Here is a 23457-nt window from a genome sequence, read left to right as displayed (position 1 = left end):
TGTTAGAATGTTACATTTACCCCAAAAGTAAAACTCCGTGCCAGTGGATATGCACCGTAATCGGTGCCGGGAGCCAGTACGCTGTCTTCCTGGAAGCTCGTTTCAGGGTTATACCCGCTGTAGTCTGTTATTGTGGCCAGATTCTGAATGGAAAAATAGATACGGGCACGTTGCATAGATAGCCTGCTTGCCAGATTCACAGGTAACGTATAGCCAAGAGTAAGGTTATTGATACGTATGAAAGAGGCATCTTCGACCCAACGGGATGAAACCGCATTATTCTGTCCAGTGGTTAGCGAATTGGCGCGCGGAGTCCAGCCATCTCCCGGATTTGCTTCCGACTGCCATCTGTTGAGTACCTCTTTCATCTGATTCTGGTTTCCTTCCATCTGTGTATAGAACCGTTTGGCAAGGTGCAGTACATCACGTCCTTGCACACCCTGTAGTAAGATGCTAAGGTCGAAACCCTTATAAGTCAGCTGGTTCATCATACCCCATTCGAAGTCAGGCATATTACTTCCGATGATAGTACGGTCATTCGCGTCTATAGAACCGCTTCCGTCGATATCAGCGAACTTAACGTCTCCGACATGCGAATCGGACATACGGGGGCTGTTTGCCAGATCATTCGCATTCATATAAACTCCGATCTGTTTATAACCATAGAAACTGCCGATAGGCTCGCCAATCATGGTTATATGGGTTGTTCCGGCTCCTCCGTCACTCTGGATCGGATCTCCTGTCGGTCCCAGTTTAACCACCTTATTTGTATTGGTTGATATATTAAAGTTCGTGGTCCATGTAAAATCTTTGTTCATTATATTCACGCTGTTAATACCAAACTCCAATCCTTTGTTATTCATTTCTCCTATATTGCGCCATGCATTCTTAAATCCGGTTATAGTCGGAATATCCACATTCAATAACAGGTCTGTAGTGATACGCTTATAAATATCCACAACGAACGAAAGACGGTTTCTGAGTATATTCAATTCAATTCCGGCATCAAATTGCTTTGTTTTCTCCCATGTTAGGTCGGCATTCGAAATGCTTTTCTGAGCTGCGCCGGTCACTACATTACCTGTTCCGGCTCCCAGAACATAATTTTGGGTACTCATCGTACCAATGGCGTTATAATTACCTATATTATTATTACCTGTAAGGCCGAAACTTGCCCGGATTTTAAGGTCGTCGATCCATGTTATTCCTTTCATAAAGTCTTCCTGGGAAATCCTCCAGGCTATGGAACCCGAAGGGAAATAACCGTAACGATTATTCTTTCCGAAACGGGAAGAGCCGTCGGAGCGTATAGAAGCTGTGAGGTAGTAACGATTATTAAACCTGTAATTAACACGCGCCAGGTATGATACCATAGACCATTCATTTATATCGGAAGTTCCGGTTTTTACTTTGGCATTATTAATTGTTTGTATTATATCGTCCGGAAAATCAGAGCCTTCTGATTTATTTTGTGTGTATTTGTTTTTTTGTAATGTAAATCCGGCTACAGCATCTAACTCATGCAGGCCGAAAGTACCCGAATAAGATATTGTATTTTCGTTTAACCAGTTGAATATCTCATAAGCTTCAGCCGTTGCTTTCCTGTCTGTGGAAGGAAGGGGGGCTTCGACTCCGTTTTTAGGGACTGTCGACGGACGAAAATAATTATTTCTCCACTCTTTGAAGTCTGCGCCTAAAGTAGTTTTTACTTTCAGATTATTCATTAATGAAAATTCTGCATACATATTACCGAACAGGCGAAGATTTGTATTTTCGTCCTTTATTCCATTTGCCAGGGCTACAGCATTCGGCACTCCCGTAAGTCCGTCACCGGCTACAGCATACATCGCCTGCGATGCGTATGTACCATCTTCCTTATATACCGGCACTATAGCCGATGTGGATAAAGCTGCATTAACAACGCCGTCACTGGCCCAGTGTCCGCGTCCTACTTTTTTGGAATTCATATATGACGGGGCCAGATTAATCCCTACTTTCAGCCATTTATTGAAGTCTGTATCTACCTTAGCACGGGCAGAGAAACGATTAAAGTCGCTACCAATGATAATTCCGTCCTGTCCAAAATATCCGCCGGAAAACATATATTTTGTTTTCTGGTCTCCTCCGGTTACCGTCAACTGATAATTCTGAATCGGGGCAGACCTGAATATTTCGTCTTGCCAGTCTGTGCCGGCTCCTATAACTGCCATTGCTGCTGCATCATCGTATATCGCCGGATAACGATAGCGGTTTCCTGCCGGGCGGGCACTTAGCGGATCGCTTGCCTTTGCTCCGGATACTCTGTCGACATAGTTGTTATTAAATGCTTCTTTACTAAACATAGCAAATTCCTGGGCATCGAGCATGTCTATCTTTTTTGTTATATTCTGGAACCCATAGTACATATCAAGGTTGACATTCACTTTTCCGGCTTTACCCGACTTTGTAGTAACAAGAACAACCCCGTTAGCGGCCCGTGAACCGTAAATTGCGGCTGCTGACGCATCTTTTAAAACTTCAATAGATTCAATATCGCTGGGGTTAACAGAATTCAGGTTCTGATCTCCTAACGGATATCCGTCGACCACGTATAACGGAGAACTCGACGCCGATATGGAGCCTGAGCCGCGGACTCTGATAGTGGCGCCCTGTCCGGGTGTTCCTCCGATCTGTTGTATTTGCACACCGGCAATTTGCCCGGCCATTATTTGGGTAGCATCCGATACTTTCAGATCTTTAGTCCGTTCGGACGACAATTGGCCGACCGAACCTGTCAAATCCTTTTTCTTTACTACACCATATCCTATAACCACCACCTCGTCCAATGCCGCTGTACTTTCGTTTAGTGTAATATTCAGTTCGGTTTTTCCTTTTACGGCGACTTCCTGAGTGATATAGCCGATATAAGATATAACAAGAACAGCGTTTTCGTCGGGCAGGTTAATTGTAAAATGACCATCCACATCGGTCACTGTACCGGAAGTCGTTCCTTTTTGTACTATCGATACACCGATAAGCGGCTCTCCTGTTTTGTCGAGGATTCGTCCCTTTACTCTGTAAGCAGGTTTTTGTTGATATTCGGAAAGGTGCTCTTCTGACAGACCGTTTTTAACAACAATGATCTGTTTCCCCTTGATATGATAGTTCATATTGCGGGGGATCAACACACTGTTCAGTATCTCTTCTAAATTTTTATTTTCAGCTTTGACAGATATCCTTTCTTCATTCAGAATATCTTTTTTGTAAAAGAAAACATACTCTGTAGAATTTTCTATTTCCGTAAATAACTTATCCAGAGTTACATTCTTTACATTCAAAGATAAATTGACGGTCTGTGAATGTGCACTTGCTGAATATACAGTATTGATACTGAAGAATAACAATACAATGTATAAATTCATCATTTTCAGGAAAAGATTGTTTTGCCTACAATCTTTAAAAAGGTTAGGTGTTTTTTTCATAAGATTAAAGATTTTTGAATGAACTAACAATTCATTATTTGCAAATGAATAAAATGAACAATGATTTTACATCTGAACTTTGTGGCATGGCATTTTTCCGGCGTTTTTCATAGTTTCGGTTTTTTAGGGATAAAACTTAATTACTTATTAAATAAATTATATTGGTGTTTGCGCACACACATATTTGTAAAAAATCCAGCTTATTCTATATATATAATATTGTTTTCCTTTCTTATTACAAACGGACTGGACAGGGATATGCTTTTCAATACGTCTTCAACTGAATCTTTAAGATCTAACTTACCTTTGTACAGATCAGATATATACTCATCATCAGCATGTATTTCCACATTATAATAACGGCTGAGTTTTTGTATTATAGAGCTTAACGGTTCTGTATCAAATACCATTACGCCTTCTTTCCAGCATATATATTTGTATACATCAACAGTTTTTATACATTCTTTTCCATCTTTCAGGAAGAATCCCTGATCGGGCATTAACGCACCTTTTTTACCCGAACATGTAACCTCGACTTTCCCGGCTACCAGAACCACAGAATTTGAGGCATCTTTGTTGTAAGCCGAAATGTTGAATTGTGTGCCCAGAACCTTCACTTCAAACTTACTTGTATGTATGATAAAAGGATGCCGTTCATCTTTAGCTACATCAAGATACATTTCACCATCAATATATATGTCACGTGTTTCTCCTGCAAATTTTTTAGGATACATCAGTTTTGATCCCGAATTTATCCAGGCAAATGTGCCATCACAGAACTTTATAGTGGCCCGCCTTCCATTTGGAACAATTAATTGTAGAAATTGATCTTTAATATCGGCTGATTTTATTTCATCGTTCCCGACAATAAGGCTGCCTTCATTGGTTTGCTTTATAGTATCGTTTTCATTTACATAAGTGTGTGAATCTCCTGAAATTATTCTTACTTCGTCAGAGTTTATACTGATAGAGTCCAGCATTGATAATAGCTCATGCTCTTTGGTGATGGATGGCTTCGTGTGTAAAAAAAAGAAATAGGATACAATGAATATCAAAGAAATGGCTGCAGCAGAACTTATCCATAAAAAAGGTCTTCTCTTTTTTTTCTTTTCAATAGCGGAAACAAATTTTCCCCAATCTTCATCGATAGTCTCCTGAGTGGCTAAATCTGGTTTTATTTCGATATTGCGAAGCAGTAGCAGAACCTGCTTTATTATGATTTCTTTATCAGGGTTCGCCATTATATAACGCTCCAGCGCTTCTTTGTCGCAACCCTGCGCCAGTTGCAAAAAGTCATCATCCAGCAAAAAATCTTCTATTGTATCATAATTTTTCATGCAAAAAATTTAGCTGTTTTCATATAATACAACCGAAGATTGATTTTGTAATCAGTCCCTATATACTTTTTTTATTTTTTTTGATCAATGTATATGGATAAACAGGATAATAAGAATTAATAAATCCTTATTATTGTCATTCTCCCGGGCCTTTGTTATTGCCCGGTGCAGTAAGTTTCGTGCAGCCTGCCCCGACAGGGACATGATTTGAGATATCTCTTCATAGTCCATTTGGTGTATAAAGCGTAGGTAAATTATTTCTTTTTGACGGGGAGTTAGTACCGATAATATATTCTTTATCCGAAGTTTGAGATGTTCCTGCTTTTCCGTGTCTTCTATATCATCTGTTATAATCGAATATCTTAATTCAAAATTGATCTGTTCGAAATCTGTATGCCGATTTTCTGTTTTTTTTATATTCAGAAATGCATTTCGCACAGATCGCAGGAGAAATGGTTTAATGGTGTACAGATCATTAATCAAATCAGAGTTAGTATATAACCGGATAAAAATATCCTGAATAATATCTCTCACTTGCTGGCTGTCCATTCCAAGACCCATCCCGTAAGAATAAAGTATATTGTAACCCTGGTTGTAAAAATCAGCAAATGCCTCTTTGTCTCCATTAACAAATGAAAGCCAATAGTCTGATAAGGTGTCTTTTTTATTTACAGATGGAGGAGACATTGTTACTACTTATGATTGAATACAATACAAATATAATAAACGGTTTTTCTGAACAATCCTTTTTTGTAATAACTCTTATCCTTTTTGAGGTGCCGCCGGATACACATGACTTCTGGCGACATCTTTTCCCGGAACTATAACTGCCGGATCTGTTCTCTGTCCGATTTTACCGTATTGTTAATAAAACTTTTATGATGTTCTCACACTATGAAAATTATGATACAACATTGCAAATGTAATTTATTTTGCTCAAATCATTTTATTAATTTTCCTATTTAATTCGAGTTGCGATAAGATGGAAATAAAGAATACAACATTTTTATAAGAATTTACAACATTTTTATCAATATAAAAGAATGTTAGCTTTATGTTTGCAGTACGAAATGTAATGACTTTCAAAAATTGGATGTCATGTTATACTTAAATGAATTATTTAATACTAAAATATACCAGATGAAACCACTAGCATTAAAGGTGCTGACTGCAAGCCTTTTTATTTTTATGAGTCTTTCCATATCAGCCGGGGAAATCAAAATTAAAGTCAATAAGAAATATCTGAATTTCCCTGTATCGCACAGGCAGGACCGGGCAAGGATGACATTTAAAACAGATGGTAAGGACGATTTGTCGGTCGTTATCCGGTTAGCACCGGAAGGAGCCGATTATTGGGTGTTTAAAGATGTCGCCGACCTGAAAGGCAAGACTATTACAATAAGTTACGAAGGTAGTGATAAAGCCTTGAACAGAATATATCAGGATGACGTCATTGCAGGACAGGATAGTCTGTACAAAGAAAAAAATCGCCCGCAATTCCATTTCACAACCCGCCGCGGATGGATTAATGATCCTAACGGACTCATATATTATGACGGGGAATATCACCTTTTTTACCAGCATAATCCGTACGAAAGGGAATGGGAAAATATGCACTGGGGACATGCCGTAAGTAAAGACCTTATACATTGGCAAGAACTTCCCGATGCTTTATATCCGGATCATCTTGGAGGGATGTTTTCAGGATCGGCAGTTATAGATTACGATAATACAGCAGGTTATAATAAAGGGCAGAACCCGGCTATGATCGCCGCTTATACTGCTGCCAGTTCTGAAAAACAGGTGCAGTGTATTGCCTACAGTCTGGATAAAGGACGTACATTTACCAAATATACAGGTAATCCGGTTATTGATTCCAAACATATATGGAACAGCCAGGATACCCGCGATCCGAAAGTATTCTGGTACACACCCGGCAACCATTGGGTAATGGTGCTCAACGAACGTGACGGACATTCAATATATACTTCTGCAAACCTTAAGGATTGGAAATATGAAAGCCATGTTACCGGATTCTGGGAATGCCCCGAACTCTTCGAGCTGGCTATAGATGATAATCCGGACAATACCAAATGGGTTATGTACGGAGCATCGGGGACATATATGCTGGGCTCGTTTGACGGAAAAGTGTTTACTCCCGAAAAAGGGAAATATTTATATTGCAGCGGATCAATATATGCAGCTCAGACTATTACCAGTATGACGGACGGACGGCGCGTACAGATCGGTTGGGGACGCATAAGCCATCCGGGTATGCCATTTAATGGAATGATGCTTTTGCCTACAGAACTGAAATTAAAGAATACAAAAGACGGTGTGAGATTATTCAATATTCCAGTAAGGGAAGCGGAACAACTTTTCGTTCCGGCCCGTAAATGGAATAATCTGACATCAGATAAAGCAAATGAGTTACTGAAAGAATTTTATTCGGCGGATTGCCTAAGGGTAAAGGCCAGAATAAAACTGTCTCATGCGACCAGCGCGGGTTTCAATCTCTTCGGGCAAAGGATTCTCGATTATGACCTGAACTCTACCAGGATCAACGGAATATTCTATTCTCCCGAAGATATGACAAGTATGGAGTTATCGGCCGACATATATATAGATAAAACATCTATTGAAGTATTTATCGATGGAGGCGCATATTCTTACTCAATGGAAAGAAGCCCTGATGTAAACAATAAGGAAGGTTTTCATTTCTGGGGTAATAATATTGAAATAAAAGATCTGGAGGTATCCAATATAAAATCTGTCTGGATGTAATAGAACTGATTAAAAGGAACAATCTGCTGGTTGGTAAATAAAAAACGGGGTTATAAGCTTAATCGTTAACAGACTTCAATATCATAAATTAAAAGAGACTGTAGATTGATGATTTTCAGTCTCTTTTTTTGTCCTGCCATAGGAGTCCGGAAATAATAATTTTCTTTGTTATATTGGGATATCTGTCTTACAATTTAGCTGGTGCCTGTTAGTATATACTTACTTTATTTATATACAGAATATATATCTGTAAAATAAAGAAGAAGTATTTATCAAGTTAAAGATAAATGTAAAATTTTGGTATTAAAGAAAAAAAGCTAAATTTGAAACGATGAGCCAGGTGCCTGTTTAATTATTATCCGGTTCAACTTTTCAGGGCTGTTTTTTCCAATCTGAATGAAAAGAAAGATTAAGTGAAAAGAAACTGAAAAGAAACAAAAAAGAAACGAAAAAAGATGGATAATGGGATATTTTTGTAAGATCAAAATAGAGGCCCTAAATAGATAAACCTAAAAGTGCAGTATCAGTCTCTTTTGTAAAAAGACTATAATCAGGGCAAGCTAAGCATAAAAGACATTTTTGCATCATGGATAAGGAGCAAGATCTGATAAAAGACTTAATAGCAGGAAAAGAGCATGCCTATAAGTATATATATGATTATCACTATCAGGCTTTATGTACATATGCTTATCAGTATGTGAAGGACGTTTATATAGCAGAAATGATTGTAGGAGATGTCATTTTTTCTATTTGGTCTAAACACGATAATTTGATTATCAACAGTTCTTTGCGCGGGTATCTGATGAGTGCGGTTAAGAACACGTCGATAAATTATCTGATCAGAGAGAAAAAAATGGAAGGCATAAAAACGGAACTCCGGTCATCAATGGAAAAAAATACGGATGTACTGGCTTACCCGGACAACTCTCCATTGATAAAACTGATAGAAACAGAGCTTGATCTGAAAATTAAGGATAGTCTTGCCAGTATGCCGGACTTAACCCGAAGGGTATTTGAACTGAGCAGATTTTCTGATATGAAGTATCAGGAAATAGCTGAGACCCTTGATGTTTCGGTCGATACTGTAAAATATCATATGAAGGTAGCATTGTCCCGTTTGAGAAACGATCTGAAAGACTATATAAATGTATTAATACCCTTCTTATTAATTTTATTGAAAAAAAATCTATTCTGATTTACCCTCTTTTCATTTTGGCTTGTCTTTAATTATATAAGCAACATTATAAATGGAAGAATACCACAATATAGACGAGCATAAACTTACTCTTATTATAGATTTTCTTGAAGGATCACTTTCGGAAGAAGATAATGATGAACTGCAGCTTTGGTTGTCAGAGTCTGAATTACATGTGTCCTACTTTGAGGAAATAAAAAAAATATATTATTCTTTTGAATATATTAAAGAGAGTCAAAAATATGATAAAGACAAGGCTTTCGATCTTTTTAAAGAGCGTATAGAATCATCTTCAAATAACATCAGTGAAGAAGGTACACAGGTAAATGAAATCACAGAGAAATCATATAGCCGGAAAACACTTTTACAAATGGCCGGTATTGCAGCAACTATTGCTTTACTTATAGGCTTCTCCTTTTCTCTTTTTCAGATAAAGGCAACGAAACCTTTACAAAAAGAGGTGACCATCGAATCCCCTCCCGGGCACAAGACAAAACTCTTTTTGCCTGATGGAACATTAGTATGGTTGAATTCGGGCACAAGAATAACCTATAATACCGGTTATGGAGTGGATAACCGGAATATAAAGATGGATGGAGAAGCTTTCTTCGATGTGACGAGGAATGAAGGATTAAGTTTTAAGGTTGCGGTTAATGATATACAAGTGAGTGTGTTAGGTACTTCGTTCGATGTTGAGGCTTACCAACGGGACAAAGAAATATCAGTCTCTGTTATGACCGGACAAGTCTCTGTGGGAAAGATGAATGACAAGATATTTGGAGTATTGAAGCCTAATGAAAAAATAGTTATAAACAAAGATAAAAATAGTTTTAAACTGACAACCTGCGACCCGGAAATAGATGGTATATGGCGGCATGGACAACTCAAAATTATAAATGACCCTATGCCGGTAGTCATATCCAAAATGGAGCGTTGGTATGGTGTCAATATTACTATAGAGGGTAAAATATCGCGTGAATACTATTGGATGACTATAAAAACAGAATCGCTGACGGAAATACTCGAGTTAATAAATAAAATAACCCCAATAACTTACAAAATAAAGGGAGAGGAGGTGACCATCAGATATAGATAGAGTGAAAAACGGGCTAAGAAACCCCAAATTCCTTAACCCGAATCAAGCAACAATTTGATCATAATACCAAGCACAAGTTGCTAAGAATAAATTCTTAGTAGGAGGTTATTATACCCATTGTCTGTTGCAAAGATAATAGTTTATTCAAAAATTTAACAACTTAAACTATGATAAAAACGACCAGATTTATCGCAATTTTGTCTTTTTTCGTGTTTTCTCTTTGTTCTTTACCTTCAATAGCAAATACAAATCAAACCTTATCTAAAATCAGTATTGCCGGAGAGATGTCACTTAAAGAGCTGACGGCTCAAATAGAGAAGAAAACGAATTACACATTTGTTTTTAATTCGTCGATTAATATGAATCAGCAAGTGGCTGCAAATTTCAGAAATGAGACGGTACCGGCCATCCTGCAAAAAGTATTTGAAGGAAAAGGTATTTCCTTCGAAATTTTGAACAGGCAAATAATACTGAAACCACAGACACAACAAATTCCTGCCGGTAATAAAAAATCGATGAAAGGGACTGTGACCGATAGTGAGGGAGAACCGTTGATCGGCGCTACAGTGAAGATAGTAGGAACCACTACCGCCACCCTGACGGATATAGATGGGAAATTTTCTATCGAAGCATCTCCAGGAGAGGTTTTGGAAGTTTCTTATGTGAGTTACCAGACAGAGTCGATAAAAATCAGGAACGAGGCGGAATTTAATATCGTATTACAACCATTAGACAAGCTTCTGGATGAAATAGTAGTAGTCGGATATGGCACGCAAAAGAAGATCAACCTGACTGGTTCTGTCGGTGTTATCACCCCAGATGAACTGAATAAGCGTCCGATAACCAATGTATCTACAGGTTTGCAGGGCTTAGTCCCGGGAATGACCGTTACAGCAAGTGCAAACGGAGGTTTACCGGGACAGTCCAATGCATCGATACAGATCAGGGGTATTGGTTCAGTATCCAACAATAGTCCATTGATATTAATTGATGGAGCCGAAGGCGATATGAATATTATAAACCCGAACGATATAGAAAGTATTTCTGTATTGAAGGATGCTGCCTCGGCGGCAATATATGGAAACCGTGCTGCAAACGGGGTAATATTGATTATTACTAAAAGCGTAAAAGGCAGCGAACGTGCCCCCCATATCAATATCAATTCTTATATAGGAATACAAGAGCCTACCAAAATGCCGAAAATGGCAGACAGCCCTACCTTTATGGCCTGGGAGAATGAGGCTCAGGCAAATATCGGAGGTAATCAGAATTATACAGCCGCGGATATACAGAAAGTCCTTGATGGCTCAGACCCCAATTATTACGCTAACACCGATTGGATAGATGCCGTATTCAGGTCTTCGGCGCCGCAATATAACTTTAATGCAAGTGTAGACGGCAAAGCGAAAAACATGGGGTATCTGATATCTTACGGTTATCTCGATCAAAAGGGCTTAACAGTAGGAAAATCTACCAGCTCACAAAGGCATAATGTACGTTTAAAACTGAACACAAAAGTCGCGGATATATTTAATATTACGGCCAATATGGGATATGTCGAAAGAAATTTTACCGCGCCTAATGCATCTTTTGATCTTACCGCGGGATCTTTATATAATGCGATGAGAACCCGTCCGTTAGTTCCGGTTCGTTTTACTGACGGGAAATGGGGATATGGAGGAGGACAAAGTAACCAGGTTGCATATCTTACCGATGGTGGCGGCCAGAACTTCAGATCGAATGAGTTTACAGGTAACTTTACAGTGGAAGCAACTATAATGAAAGGCTGGACGGCCTCGGCAAACTATATAACCCGCCAGTCCAACAGTTTCAGGAATCTTTTTAGTAAAACGATCAATTTCTACTATCCGGATTCTGACGAAATATGGTATACAACCAATACGCCAAACTCTATCGAAAACCGCGATTACAGTACTCTTAGCCAAAACTTGTTTATTCAGACAGACTATGACCTGAAAATCAAAGATCACAGTATCCATGCCATGTTAGGTTATCAGCAGGAATGGCAAAGAAGCGACCAGTTTAATGCGTCGAGAAAGAATCTGATAACGGAAAAAGATCCTGTCCTTGAATTCGGATCTGCCGATACTCAGGCAAACTCGTCTGCTGCCAGCCATTGGTCTATGCGGTCAGGCTTCGGGCGTTTAAACTATGACTATAAAAGTAAATATCTTCTGGAAGCGAATCTTCGCTACGATTTAACGTCCCGGTTTGATAAAAGTTATCGTGGAGAATGGTTCCCATCTTTCTCTGCCGGATGGCGTATTTCCGAAGAGAGTTTTATGGATAACTTCAGGAGCTTCCTGGATCAGTTAAAACTGCGCGGATCGTGGGGGATACTTGGTAATCAATATTCTATGGGTTCGGATCTCTACCCTTATCTTTCCCGTATAGGTTCTGTGTCTGTGCCGGCATTAGGAGCAGTTCCAAATGACGGATATGCTGAGACATATATAGGTAATCCTATGTTGTTGTGGGAAATGCTACATACTACCAATATTGGGTTGGATATCAATGTGCTGAATAATAAACTGTCTTTCACAGGAGATTATTACGTAAGAAAAACCAAAAGAATATTATTCAACAGGGAACAACCCGCCGCAGGTGGATTTCTTAAAGATCCGGATGAAAACGGAAACGAAATGGAAAATAAAGGATGGGAAATGCAGATAGACTGGAGAGACAGAGTAGGCAAAGATCTTAACTATGGAGTAAGATTTACTTTGGCCGACGTGAAAAATAAAATTACAAAATGGGATTCAGACAAAATTGGAACATATACTATATCCAAAGAAGGAGAAGCATATGATGCATTTTACGGTTTAGTCGCCGATGGTATAGCCATGCCTACCGACTTTGAATATTATGACGCGGCAAGGGGTAAGTATATGAATCCGAAGTTTCCGATTATGTCCGGCGATGCAGGAATGGTACAGCCCGGAGATATAAAATATAAGGATTTTGATGGGGATGGCGCTATCGACTTGGATAAAGACAGGAGAGTAGTCGGGAGCTCTATTCCTCGTTATACATTTAGCCTGAAAGGCGATATAGAATATAAAGGTATTGATTTCAGTTTCTTGCTTCAGGGAGTGGGTAAAGTAGACGGATACATTTACGGGCCTGCCCGCCATGCCTTTACCGACCAGTCGACATATCCTCAGACTTTCCATCAGGATCGTTATCAGGCGTCTAATCCGAATCCGAATGCAAAATACCCTCGTTTTACATATAATCAAAGTTATAACCAGCGTTTTTCTACATTCTGGATTGAGGATGCATCGTATCTGAGAATGAAAAATATACAGATCGGTTATACATTACCTGCGAAGTGGACAAAGCATGTGAGAATAGACAAGTGCCGTTTCTATGTGTCGGCAGATAATCTGTTCACTATTTCCGATTATTTCTCTTCCAGCGATCCGGAAACTCCTATTCAGGGTGGAGGTAATTATCCTCAGATAAAAACTTTCGTATTTGGTGTAAATATAAGTCTTCATTAAAAACACATTTGATTATGAAAAAGAATATTACATACATCTTTATATTCGTATTTTCAGCTATACTCTTTTCCTGTAATGATGACTTTCTGGAAAAGACTCCGTTAGACGAACTAACCGATGCTAACTTTTGGGAATCGGAGTTGCAGGTCAAAAATGCGGCAAATGGCTGTTACTGGGCTTTGATAGGGAAAGATATGATGATTAATATCTCGGAAGGATTGAGCGATAATGCTTTATGGTATACTCTCAGTGGTTGGAGACAGGTAGGAAGCGGATTGTACGGATCAGACTTCTCTACATTGGATAGCCGCTATAAAGATGCATACAAACAATTGAGGCGTTGTAATTATTTTCTGGCTAATTATAAACGGGCCGAAGGTGTTGTCGACACTAAAAAACTGGACCAATATGCCGGAGAGGTACGATTCCTCAGAGCGTTTATTTACTATTATCTTACATGTTTCTGGGGTGATGTGCCATTTATTACAGAGCCGTTACCTCCGGGTGATGACAGGTTGTTTGATGCCCGTACTTCCCGCAGCGAAATTGTAGATTTTATGTTGGAAGAACTGGATGCAGCCGCGAAATCTTTACCCCGTTATATAGAACCGGCAACCACCAGCTTTGGCCGAATCTCAGGCGCTGCTGCAAAAGCGATGGAATCACGCGTCGCATTGCAGAATGAAAGGTGGACTGTGGCAAAAGAAGCTTGCGAAGCCCTTATGCCGGCCGGAGAATATGCTTATCACGAACTATATACAACAGGACGTCCAAACCAGGACTATTTTGATTTATTCACCTTCGAAGGAAGGGCATCCCGTAAGGCTAATAATAAAGAAGCTATTCTGTCTTATGTTTATAATTTCGATCTGCCATCTCCGACAAGGCATAATTTGAGCCGCGAATTACAGGTTCCCGACCAGATCATAAGATTTAATGCTACCAAATCTATGGTAGATAGTTACCTGTGTACTGATGGTTTGCCTATCGAAAAATCAAAACTATATAAAGGGGACGGAACATATACTCCGGCTTATAGCGCATATGATAGTGTATTCGTTAACAGAGACCCCCGGTTAAAACAGTCTTTCGTCTATCCGGGATACGACAAGTGGTACGGCAAAGTGGATGGCAGAGGCACGACAAATGCTGCCGAAGACGCATCCAAAACAAATGTTTTCCGTTCTCCTAAGTTCAATAATGACGGAAAGGGAGCTGTGACTTATACAGGTTATTATATCCGTAAATATTGTGAGCCATCTAAAGTTCCTCTTTACAATCAGGATGATAATGATATAATCTTTATCCGTTACGGGGAGGTGCTTCTTAACTATGCTGAAGCCATGTTCAACTTGAATTCTTTGGATCAGGATGTTATTGATAAAACGATCAATAAATTGAGAGACAGGGTAGGGATGAAGAAAATGATCCTTACAGAATTGCAGAGCAACGGATTGGATCTGAAAACGGAACTTCAGCGTGAACGCCGTGTAGAATTATTTATGGAAGGGCATCGCTGGTACGACCTTATGAGATGGAAACAAGGCTATGAATTAGGAGTAGATAAATCTGAAACACCCGAACGTCAGGAAAAAGGAATTATGAAAGGTATCCGTAAAGACTATGCTTACGATCCGGCGGTATTTACAGCAACTACCAAATTTGACGATAAAGGGTTCCTGATATTTGATGACTCCCGTGTTTTCTCAAGTCCTAAAAATTATCTGTTCTCACTTCCATACCGGCAGATGGAATTAAATCCTAATCTGAAACCAAACAATCCGGGATGGGAATGACAATTATCAAAATAAATGATTATGATGAACAAGATTAGATATTTAATTATTTGTGTTTTATTAGGATTGCTGGCTAATGGGACGCTGATGGCGCAGACATCATTCAGGCTGATGAATTTCAATACCCGCATGTCGGGACAGATGGTTAATTATTCAGCCAAACCGTTTGCTACTTTGATAAAAAAGCATAATCCAGACTTTATCATCTTGCAGGAAGTGGATTACTTTACTGCCAGAAATGGAGGAAAAGATTTTACGACGGAGTTGGCAGCGGAGTTGGGGATGTTCTCTGCTTTTGGCCCGGCCATAGTTTATCAACAGGGAGAATATGGGGTTGCTATCCTGTCAAAATATCCGATACAGAAAATCTCCAATAACCCGTTGACTAGCAGTTCTGCCGATATGAAAGAAAAGCGGACTGTTCTCTATATCGATGTAATATTACCCGGAAGCAACGAAAAAGTGCGGGTGGCGGCTACTCATCTCGACCATTCAACGGATAATGTGCGTTTAGATATGGCGCGCCAGTTGGATTCATATGTCGGAAATTCATTTCCTACTATATTGGCGGGGGATTTTAATGCCAAACCCGGAGAAAATGCTGTTGTGCAGGGAATGGCCAATTGGCAACGGATTTGTAATAATTTCCCGACTTTCCCGGCAATTCCTACAAGTAAGATCGATTATATTTTTGCTAAACCTACAGGAAAATGGACTGTAAAATCCTATGAGATACTAAAAGAAACCGGGATTTCAGACCATTGTGCCTTAGTCACGGATGTTGAATATAATAAATAACCGGATATGAAAGATTTAATAAAACTGATAGGAATACTGTTATTCACGCTATTGCTGGCCTGTTCGTCCGATAGTGGTGATGACGGAGGCAATGGTGGTGGCGGTGGAAAGGATGATGTATGGGATAAAAGCAGGACTGCCAAGGTTCTGGTAATATCCGATTTATCGGCCGGAAACCTCTTCCCGAATACGAATTACAGTTCCGTAGTGAATACAATAAAGGCAACAGAGCAAAATGTAATCTTGCTCAACAATACCAATGTTTCTTTTTCGGCAACGGAGATGCTGAATCCGGCTGCGAAAGTTGCGCATCAGTCCCTTTATATGCCTTATTTTGTTCCTCATGGAAAAACCGGCAATGAATATCTGGGAAATACGATACTTCTCGGTCAGGCATTAAATGAGATGCAACAAACGGTTTTGTCTGCAGATTGTTGGATGTTTCAGGCAGAGATTCCATTTACTTCTTCGTTGAAAATGAGATTCTCGTCCGGATCTTTCAGCTCAGAGGATCAAATCGCAGCTGCTGTCAGTTCCATAAAAAATAATCTTTTTGTTTCAACATTAGTTGCCGGTACTGTTAAGAGAAATATTGTGTCCAAGCTGGTGACGTCTCTGAGCACTGCTTTAACGAAAGATTCTTATATGCTGAATATCGTTGATAATGTAAATAAATCGAGCGAATATTGTATATATATTCTTGGTTCGTCAAAATGGAAATTGAGGGACACGAACGAATCTGCCATATCAGGAGATATTAAAAGCTTTCTTATCCAGATTGAATTACTCAAATAAAAATACAGATGAAGAAGATATTTAACTTTCGTGTATATATACTGATAATCCTTTCTTTTTCAGCAATAAACTTACTGGCACAGGATAAAGTACAACTTAAAGTTTTGTGCTATAACCTTCGTTTTGGAGAATTGGCTTCATTGGAAGAATTTGCCGATTTTATAAAGAAAGAAAATCCTGATATCGTTGCCTTACAGGAGGTGGATGTAAATACTTCGAGAACAAGGGCCCCGCATCAGAATGGCAAGAATTTTATTTCAGAACTGGCTTTTCGTACAGGAATGCTATCCCTTTATGGCAGAACAATAGATTATGCCGGAGGATATTATGGGATTGGCATACTTAGTAAATATCCTATCAGTCAGTCGCAGCGTATATTTTTGCCAATGCCGGAAGGAGCAAAAGAGCGGCGGGCGCTTTTAACGGGAGAAGTAGAATTATCTGAAGGAAAATCAATCACTTTTGCCTGTACGCATCTCGATTACACAACCTCAGAAGTGAGAAGGGCGCAAGTAGATTTCATTAATCGACAATTGATGACGATTGAAACACCGATCATACTATGCGGTGATTTTAATGCCAGACCCGATTCGGATGAAATTGCCAATGGTATGAAAAACTGGATGCAGGTGAGCACTATGGATTTTACGATTCCGGCTAAAAGCCCAAAATCTAAAATAGATTACATATTCTGTTATCCGGCATCGGATGTATGGAAAATTGTGAAATCATACACACCGGTTGTCCAATTATCAGATCATTTACCGATTATCACGACGTTAACTTTAGAGACTAATTAATGACTAAAAATGAATGAATATGAAAAAGAATCTATTATATATCAGATATAGATTATTGTGTGTTTCGTTTATGGTAGCTGCTCTTTTTATGGCTTGTGGCGATGACGACAAAGCGACCAATTATCTGGACGATAATGCTTATCCGCCTCCGACAGTAAGCCTGACTTCTGAAACATCATATAGCGAAGTGGATATAAATACCAACAAAATAGTGGAAGGTACCGTTACTGCTCCTAATGGGTTACGGAATATTTATGGGACTCTTTTGCGTAAAACGGCAGACGGGTATGAAGAAATCGACGCGAACAAAAGAGTGCATGTGAAGTTAGCGGAATTTCCAAATACTTATAGCTTTTCTATTGAAGTTCCAGTAAATGCTGAAGACGCAGGTGGTATTGCGATTGTAGCCAATGATATTTATGTAAAACAAGTGGTTCAGAATATTTCGATTGAAAAGATAACAGGAATACCTCCGAAAATCACAACAAATCCGGCCGGGATAGAGTCTGTAGAATTAAATGGAAGTGTTTCTTTGGAGGGGGTGGTATCTTCCATTGAGGGGCTTAAATCCTTGAGCTATGGTTTGGTTCAGAAATCACCATATCTTGAACTTCAGGATGTAAAGAATATTGCTGTATCGAACGATAAAGAAAAATTATTCCAGTTCTCTCTTGTTGTAGATGATGAAAGAGCAGATGCGATTATGATTAAAGCTGTCGATATCAGAAATGTAGAGAAAGTACACTTCGTGGATATTAAAGGGATAACAGGAATACCTCCGGGCAGAGCTTATATATTTGATAATGTAGAGATGGCTCCGGAATGGGAAAATCCGGGTGATCCGAACCAGCCGTATATATTCTCTATTGATGGAGTAAACGTAAACGGAACTGTTAAGAATGTACTGTCCTTAAATGAGGCAATCTCGGCAAGTAGTGGTAATGTTGACTTTATGTTTGCAAATATCTGGCGTAACCAGACTAATTTTGCTTATACTGCACAACGTGGATTTGCATTTGTTGGTGCAAGCCGCCTTAATGGAGGACCTGTAGGCAGGCAACAAGATGCTCAATGGTTAACTACCATGACACTAAATCTTTCTAACTTTAAGATAATCACCGATGTCCTTGCTACAAGTATGGACTTAGATAATTTTTTTGAAGACGCCACCGGTAATTGGCAAACTTTCGAGGCGTTGGATGGACTTAAAAGCTATTTAGCTGCATCTACTGCTACGACAAACAACCTTGTTATGTGGCGTCAGGGAGCATCTACAGATCAGGTGGATGCCTGTAGCCACAATATTAAACAAGGTACATATGTTGCTTTTAACCGTCGCAATATAGATGGTGAATTTAAATGGGGTATAATAAAAGTACTGGAAGCTCCGGACGATTCTGATGCTTTGAAGGATGGCTGTAAAATAGATCGTCCAGCTTCAGGCAATGGTATGAGTGCACACTACTCTGCTCCGGGACTGGCCGGATTCGATTATTCCGGAGTGACAAAACTCTATGGAAGAAAGTGTAAACTGAAAATTATCGTTCAACGGTAACGGAAATAATCTTATCTTTGAGGAAGTACAGATATATAATCTGTACTTCCCTCTTTTCTCGGCAATCATTACTGTTTGTAGATTTGTATTGTATAAAGCTTAAAAAGAATTATATAGACTGCAAATTATTTGTACAAGCGGAGTTGAGAAGATTTATATTATAAATATTGAAGTTCTGGACCTTGAAACGCTAAACCATGAAATATAAATAGCAGATATTATGAAAACTAACCGACGAAATTTTATTAAGACTTTAGGGGCATTCACTGCTCTTACAATTATTCCCCGGCAAGTACTGGGAAATGGCTATATAGCTCCCAGCGATCAGCTTACTAAGGGCATAATTGGAACAGGAAATATGGGACGTGGACATCTTAAATATGCTGGTACACGTTTAGTCGCAGTTTGCGATGTAGATAAGAAACACCTGGAATTAGGTAAAAACCTTGTCACAGACAAAATAGCGGCATACCATGATTTCAGGGATCTCATTATGGACAAAAATGTCGATATTGTCCATATAGCAACCCCTCCGCACTGGCATGGTATCATGTCTGTAGAAGCGGCCAAAGCCGGAAAAGACATTTGGTGCGAAAAACCTATGACCCGTACTATAGGAGAAGGCAAGAGGGTGATGGAAGCTGTAAAACAATACGGAAGCATGTTCCGGTTGAATACATGGTTTCGTTTCAAAGATAATTTTTATGGATTGGGAACTCCCGTTCAGCCGTTAAAGAAGCTGGTACAGAGTGGGATGTTAGGTTGGCCGCTGAAAGTAACGATTAGTAAACATACCGGATTCGACTGGAAATTCTTTTGGGTAGGAAAAGAGTATCTTGAACCGCAACCTGTTCCTGAAGAACTGGATTATGACATGTGGCTCGGACCCGCGCCGTACAAACCATATAACTCCCACCGTGTACATAGCACATTCCGTGGTTATTGGGATTATGATGGCGGAGGATTGGGCGATATGGGACAGCATTACATAGATCCCGTTCAGTATCTTTTGGGTAAAGACCATACAAGTCCTGTAAAAGTGGAGGTAGATGCGCCTCAACAGCATCCCGATGCCATCGGTGTCTGGCGTTCTATAACTTATACGTATGACGATGGTTGCCAGATCGTATTGTGGGGAGGTGATTATGGCAATCCTGATACTCCGTATATATCAGGCCCTAAGGGAAATGTGTACAAAAACTTCGTATGCGATATTCCCGGTTGGGAAAAGAAACTGGCCGACTATCCCGAACCGGAACCCCAGGTCACGGACTTTATAGAAAGTGTGAAAACCCGGAAAACATTTGTCCTCAACGAGCAAAACGGATTCAGGTCTGCAACTATTGTGAATATGGGACTTGTAGCATTAAGGCTAAACCGCACATTGCATTTCGATCCGGTAAGACTTGAGTTTATCAATGATGAGGCGGCAAACCGTCTTGTGGATCAACTAATGCGCTCTCCGTGGAATATATAATGGTTTAATCTTAAAGTGATTTTTATGAAAAAGATATATTTATTATGTTTAGCTTATATATATTGTCTTATGGCTTTAGGCCAGACTCCGGCAGGGAGAACGGTTGAGACTATCGTTGCTGATGTTCTGGCGCAGATGCCGGCTCAGAATGCAGAACAATACAATACGCTGTTAAATGACCTTGTTTCGACCAAGGAAGAAGGTGTTTTTCAGTTGATAAAAATGATAAATCCTCCCGGTAAAGGAAGCAATGCTCAGGTGGAATATGTCCTGAACGGGCTTTCCTGCTATGTTTCTGCTGAGGGACAGGACGCAAATCGTATAACTGTTTCTAATGCTTATATAAAAGCATTGGATATGACTGATAGTAAAGATATCAAAGCCTTTATTATCCGTCAGCTCCAGATCGTAGGAAAAGACGAAACTGTGGAAAAACTGTCGTCGCTTATCAGCGATGAATCTTTAAGTGGCCCGGCTTGTCGTGCATTGGTTTCGATCAAATCCGATGATGCCGCCAAGGCACTGTTGGATGCTCTTGCTACGGCGACTAATCAAAAGGCGAAAAAAGATATTATCGAAGCTATCGCTGAAATGCAGGTAGCAGACGCGGAAGGAAAATTACTTGCTATATTGGGCAATGATAAGGACGACGATACCCGGAAAGCCGCACTGTATGCTTTAAGCCGTTGCGGATCAAAAGCTTCTTTAAAAGATTTGTCCTTAGCCGCGGAGAAGGCGGGTTATGCGGTGGATAAATCAGGAGCGACAGAGGCTTACATAGCGCTGCTGAAAAGATTGCTTGATAAGGGTGACGCAAAAGATGTGGCGAAGTCGGCAAATGATTTGATGAAAAAAGCCGAAAAAGCAGGTCAGGGACATATGCGTGAAGCTGCTTTGCAAATACTGATGAGTGCAAATACCGGCGATGTGTTAAAGCTATTGCAGGCTGCACTGAAAGAGGATAACAGGAATTATCGGTTTGCTGCTCTGAATTTTGCATCGGAATTTGCTTCCGGAAATATGTATAGGGAACTGTTAAAAACAATGCGAAAAGCACAGCCGGCAGTAAAAACGGATATTACCAACTGGTTTTTACAGGAGTGCGCAGATGAAAAGAAGAAAGCATTAGTAGGTTCCTTCGCTACAGATATATTCATTGAGCAGTTAGAAAACAATGATATGGTCCTGAAAAAAGCGACCATAGATGTTTTGGTCAGAATCGGAGGGCATAAGTTTATACTGGCTCTGGCGGATTTGCTGGCATCTGATAATAAGGAAGTTGTGTTGATGGCTAAAAATGGCCTGTTATCTATGAATGGAAATATATCTGCTGCTATTGTTCCCGTAATGGATAAGGCGACCAATGACGGGAAAGTTGCCGCCTTGGAATTACTGGCAGTCCGAAAAGCGTCGAAATATGGTGATATAGTATTCGGCTTATTGACATCGGATTCACAAGATGTAAAGGCGGCTGCCTATGCAGCACTGAAAGATGTCAGTACCTCCGGTAATTTATCCGGTCTGTATGGGTTGTTGGAAAAATCCGATGCTTCTTTCGTATTTCCGGTGCAGCAAGCTATAATAAATTCATTATCGGAATATCCTGCAGATAAGCAGGTGACTTTGGTTATTAACCAGATGGATAAAACTTCTTCAGATAAAAAATACCTGTACTACCCTGTCTTAGCCGCAACCGGAGACAAACAGGCATTAAAAATAATATCCGAAGGCTTCAAAAATTCTACTGGCGAAGCTCAGGAAGTCGCTTTCCGGTCGTTGCTCGACTGGAAAGGTATGGAGGCAGCCAAAGACTTGTTGGCTATCTGTAAAGATACCGGCTTGTCCGCCTATTTTGACCGCTCCTTATCAGGATATATAGGGCTTGTCTCTAAGCCTCAGATCAAGGCGGAAGAACGGTTCGGCTATCTTGACAATGCCTTGTTGCTGGCCAGAACTACCGCGCAAAAGAAATCTATATTAACCCAGCTTGGTAAAACCAATGTATATCCCGCAATGCTGGCGGCAGGGAAATATCTCGATGACGCGTCTGTGCAACAGGAAGCTGCCCAGGCTGTAATGACGATAGCTCTGGTCAATAAAGATTTTGCAGGGAAAAATGTGGAAGATTTATTAAATAAGGTGATCCTGGTTCTTGATAATCCGGATGCTGAGTACCAGAAACAGGCTATTCGCGATCATCTGAGTAGTTTAGTTCCTCCTAAGCCCTTCCTGCTCCCGGACGAAGAAAAAAAGGAGGGGTATTATATTCTCTTTGACGGAACCAATATGGACCAGTGGACAGGAAACATAACTGACTATATTTTGGAGAATGGCTGTATATCACTGCATCCAAGCAGTGCCCACGGAGGAAATCTATATACGAAAGAAGAATTTTCCAACTTTATTTTCCGTTTCGAATTTCAGTTGACCTCCGGCGCAAACAATGGTTTGGGTATCCGTACCCCGATGGAAGGTGATGCCGCTTATGTTGGTATGGAACTGCAGATTCTGGATAATGAAGCTCCTGTGTACAGCAATCTTGCCCCGTATCAGTATCATGGTTCGGTCTATGGTATTATTCCGGCCAAGAGAGGATATCTGAAGCCTGTCGGAGAATGGAATTATCAGGAAGTTATTGCTAATGGCGATAACATAAAGATAACTCTTAACGGGACTGTTATCCTTGACGGAAATATAAAAGAAGCGACTAAAAACGGGATACCTGATAAGAAAAATCATCCGGGACTATTCAACAAAAAAGGACATATAGGTTTCCTTGGTCATGGTTCGCCTGTTAAGTTTAAAAACATAAGGATCAAGAACCTGAAATAAACTATAT

At 39.9% G+C, this 23457-nt stretch carries 14 protein-coding genes; 11 read left to right on the top strand and 3 right to left on the bottom strand.

The annotated features are described in order from the left end of the window. Positions 1 to 2 precede the first annotated feature (2 nt). From ACFO6W_RS02080 to ACFO6W_RS02070, 3 genes are all read right to left on the bottom strand, one after another. Entirely contained in the window at positions 3 to 3461 is a 3459-nt protein-coding gene (locus ACFO6W_RS02080) for a SusC/RagA family TonB-linked outer membrane protein (protein ID WP_379993645.1), read from the bottom strand. 200 nt (positions 3462 to 3661) lie between these two features. Then, entirely contained in the window at positions 3662 to 4798 is a 1137-nt protein-coding gene (locus ACFO6W_RS02075; protein WP_379993644.1) for a FecR family protein, read from the bottom strand. An 84-nt stretch (positions 4799 to 4882) separates the two neighbouring features. Continuing rightward, entirely contained in the window at positions 4883 to 5485 is a 603-nt protein-coding gene (locus tag ACFO6W_RS02070; protein WP_379993643.1) for an RNA polymerase sigma factor, read from the bottom strand. A 501-nt stretch (positions 5486 to 5986) separates the two neighbouring features. On the opposite strand from ACFO6W_RS02070, the gene ACFO6W_RS02065 reads away from it, so the two are divergent. From ACFO6W_RS02065 to ACFO6W_RS02015, 11 genes are all read left to right on the top strand, one after another. Further along, a complete protein-coding gene (locus ACFO6W_RS02065) occupies positions 5987 to 7582 on the top strand; it encodes a glycoside hydrolase family 32 protein (protein WP_379993687.1) in 1596 nt (531 codons plus the stop codon). 586 nt (positions 7583 to 8168) lie between these two features. Beyond that, entirely contained in the window at positions 8169 to 8777 is a 609-nt protein-coding gene (locus ACFO6W_RS02060) for an RNA polymerase sigma-70 factor (RefSeq protein WP_379993642.1), read from the top strand. A gap of 52 nt (positions 8778 to 8829) precedes the next feature. Further along, a complete protein-coding gene (locus tag ACFO6W_RS02055; protein ID WP_379993641.1) occupies positions 8830 to 9873 on the top strand; it encodes a FecR family protein in 1044 nt (347 codons plus the stop codon). Between the two features lie 167 nt (positions 9874 to 10040). After that, on the top strand, positions 10041 to 13397 hold the full coding sequence (locus tag ACFO6W_RS02050) for a TonB-dependent receptor (protein WP_379993640.1): 3357 nt from the start codon (positions 10041 to 10043) through the stop codon (positions 13395 to 13397). 14 nt (positions 13398 to 13411) lie between these two features. Next, the gene (locus ACFO6W_RS02045) at positions 13412 to 15193 is read left to right on the top strand and encodes a RagB/SusD family nutrient uptake outer membrane protein (RefSeq protein ID WP_379993639.1); all 1782 of its coding nucleotides are present in this window, start codon (positions 13412 to 13414) and stop codon (positions 15191 to 15193) included. A gap of 21 nt (positions 15194 to 15214) precedes the next feature. Further along, entirely contained in the window at positions 15215 to 15991 is a 777-nt protein-coding gene (locus ACFO6W_RS02040) for an endonuclease/exonuclease/phosphatase family protein (RefSeq protein ID WP_379993637.1), read from the top strand. A 6-nt stretch (positions 15992 to 15997) separates the two neighbouring features. After that, positions 15998 to 16786, top strand: a complete 789-nt coding sequence (locus ACFO6W_RS02035; protein WP_379993636.1) for a hypothetical protein — start codon at positions 15998 to 16000, stop codon at positions 16784 to 16786. Between the two features lie 8 nt (positions 16787 to 16794). After that, positions 16795 to 17586 carry an endonuclease/exonuclease/phosphatase family protein gene (locus tag ACFO6W_RS02030; RefSeq protein ID WP_379993635.1) on the top strand — a complete coding sequence of 264 codons (792 nt, stop codon included), beginning with the start codon at positions 16795 to 16797 and terminating at the stop codon, positions 17584 to 17586. A gap of 19 nt (positions 17587 to 17605) precedes the next feature. After that, complete coding sequence (locus ACFO6W_RS02025) at positions 17606 to 19141, top strand: hypothetical protein (RefSeq protein WP_379993634.1); 1536 nt, start codon at positions 17606 to 17608, stop codon at positions 19139 to 19141. Between the two features lie 220 nt (positions 19142 to 19361). Beyond that, a complete protein-coding gene (locus tag ACFO6W_RS02020; RefSeq protein ID WP_379993633.1) occupies positions 19362 to 20618 on the top strand; it encodes a Gfo/Idh/MocA family oxidoreductase in 1257 nt (418 codons plus the stop codon). Positions 20619 to 20642: 24 nt separating this feature from the next. After that, positions 20643 to 23450 carry a 3-keto-alpha-glucoside-1,2-lyase-like domain-containing protein gene (locus ACFO6W_RS02015; RefSeq protein WP_379993632.1) on the top strand — a complete coding sequence of 936 codons (2808 nt, stop codon included), beginning with the start codon at positions 20643 to 20645 and terminating at the stop codon, positions 23448 to 23450. The last annotated feature ends 7 nt before the right edge of the window (positions 23451 to 23457 follow it).

This window comes from Dysgonomonas termitidis (genome assembly GCF_042654545.1).
In the GTDB taxonomy this organism is placed as follows: domain Bacteria; phylum Bacteroidota; class Bacteroidia; order Bacteroidales; family Dysgonomonadaceae; genus Dysgonomonas; species Dysgonomonas termitidis.
This window is presented reverse-complemented; position numbering and strand designations above follow the sequence as displayed.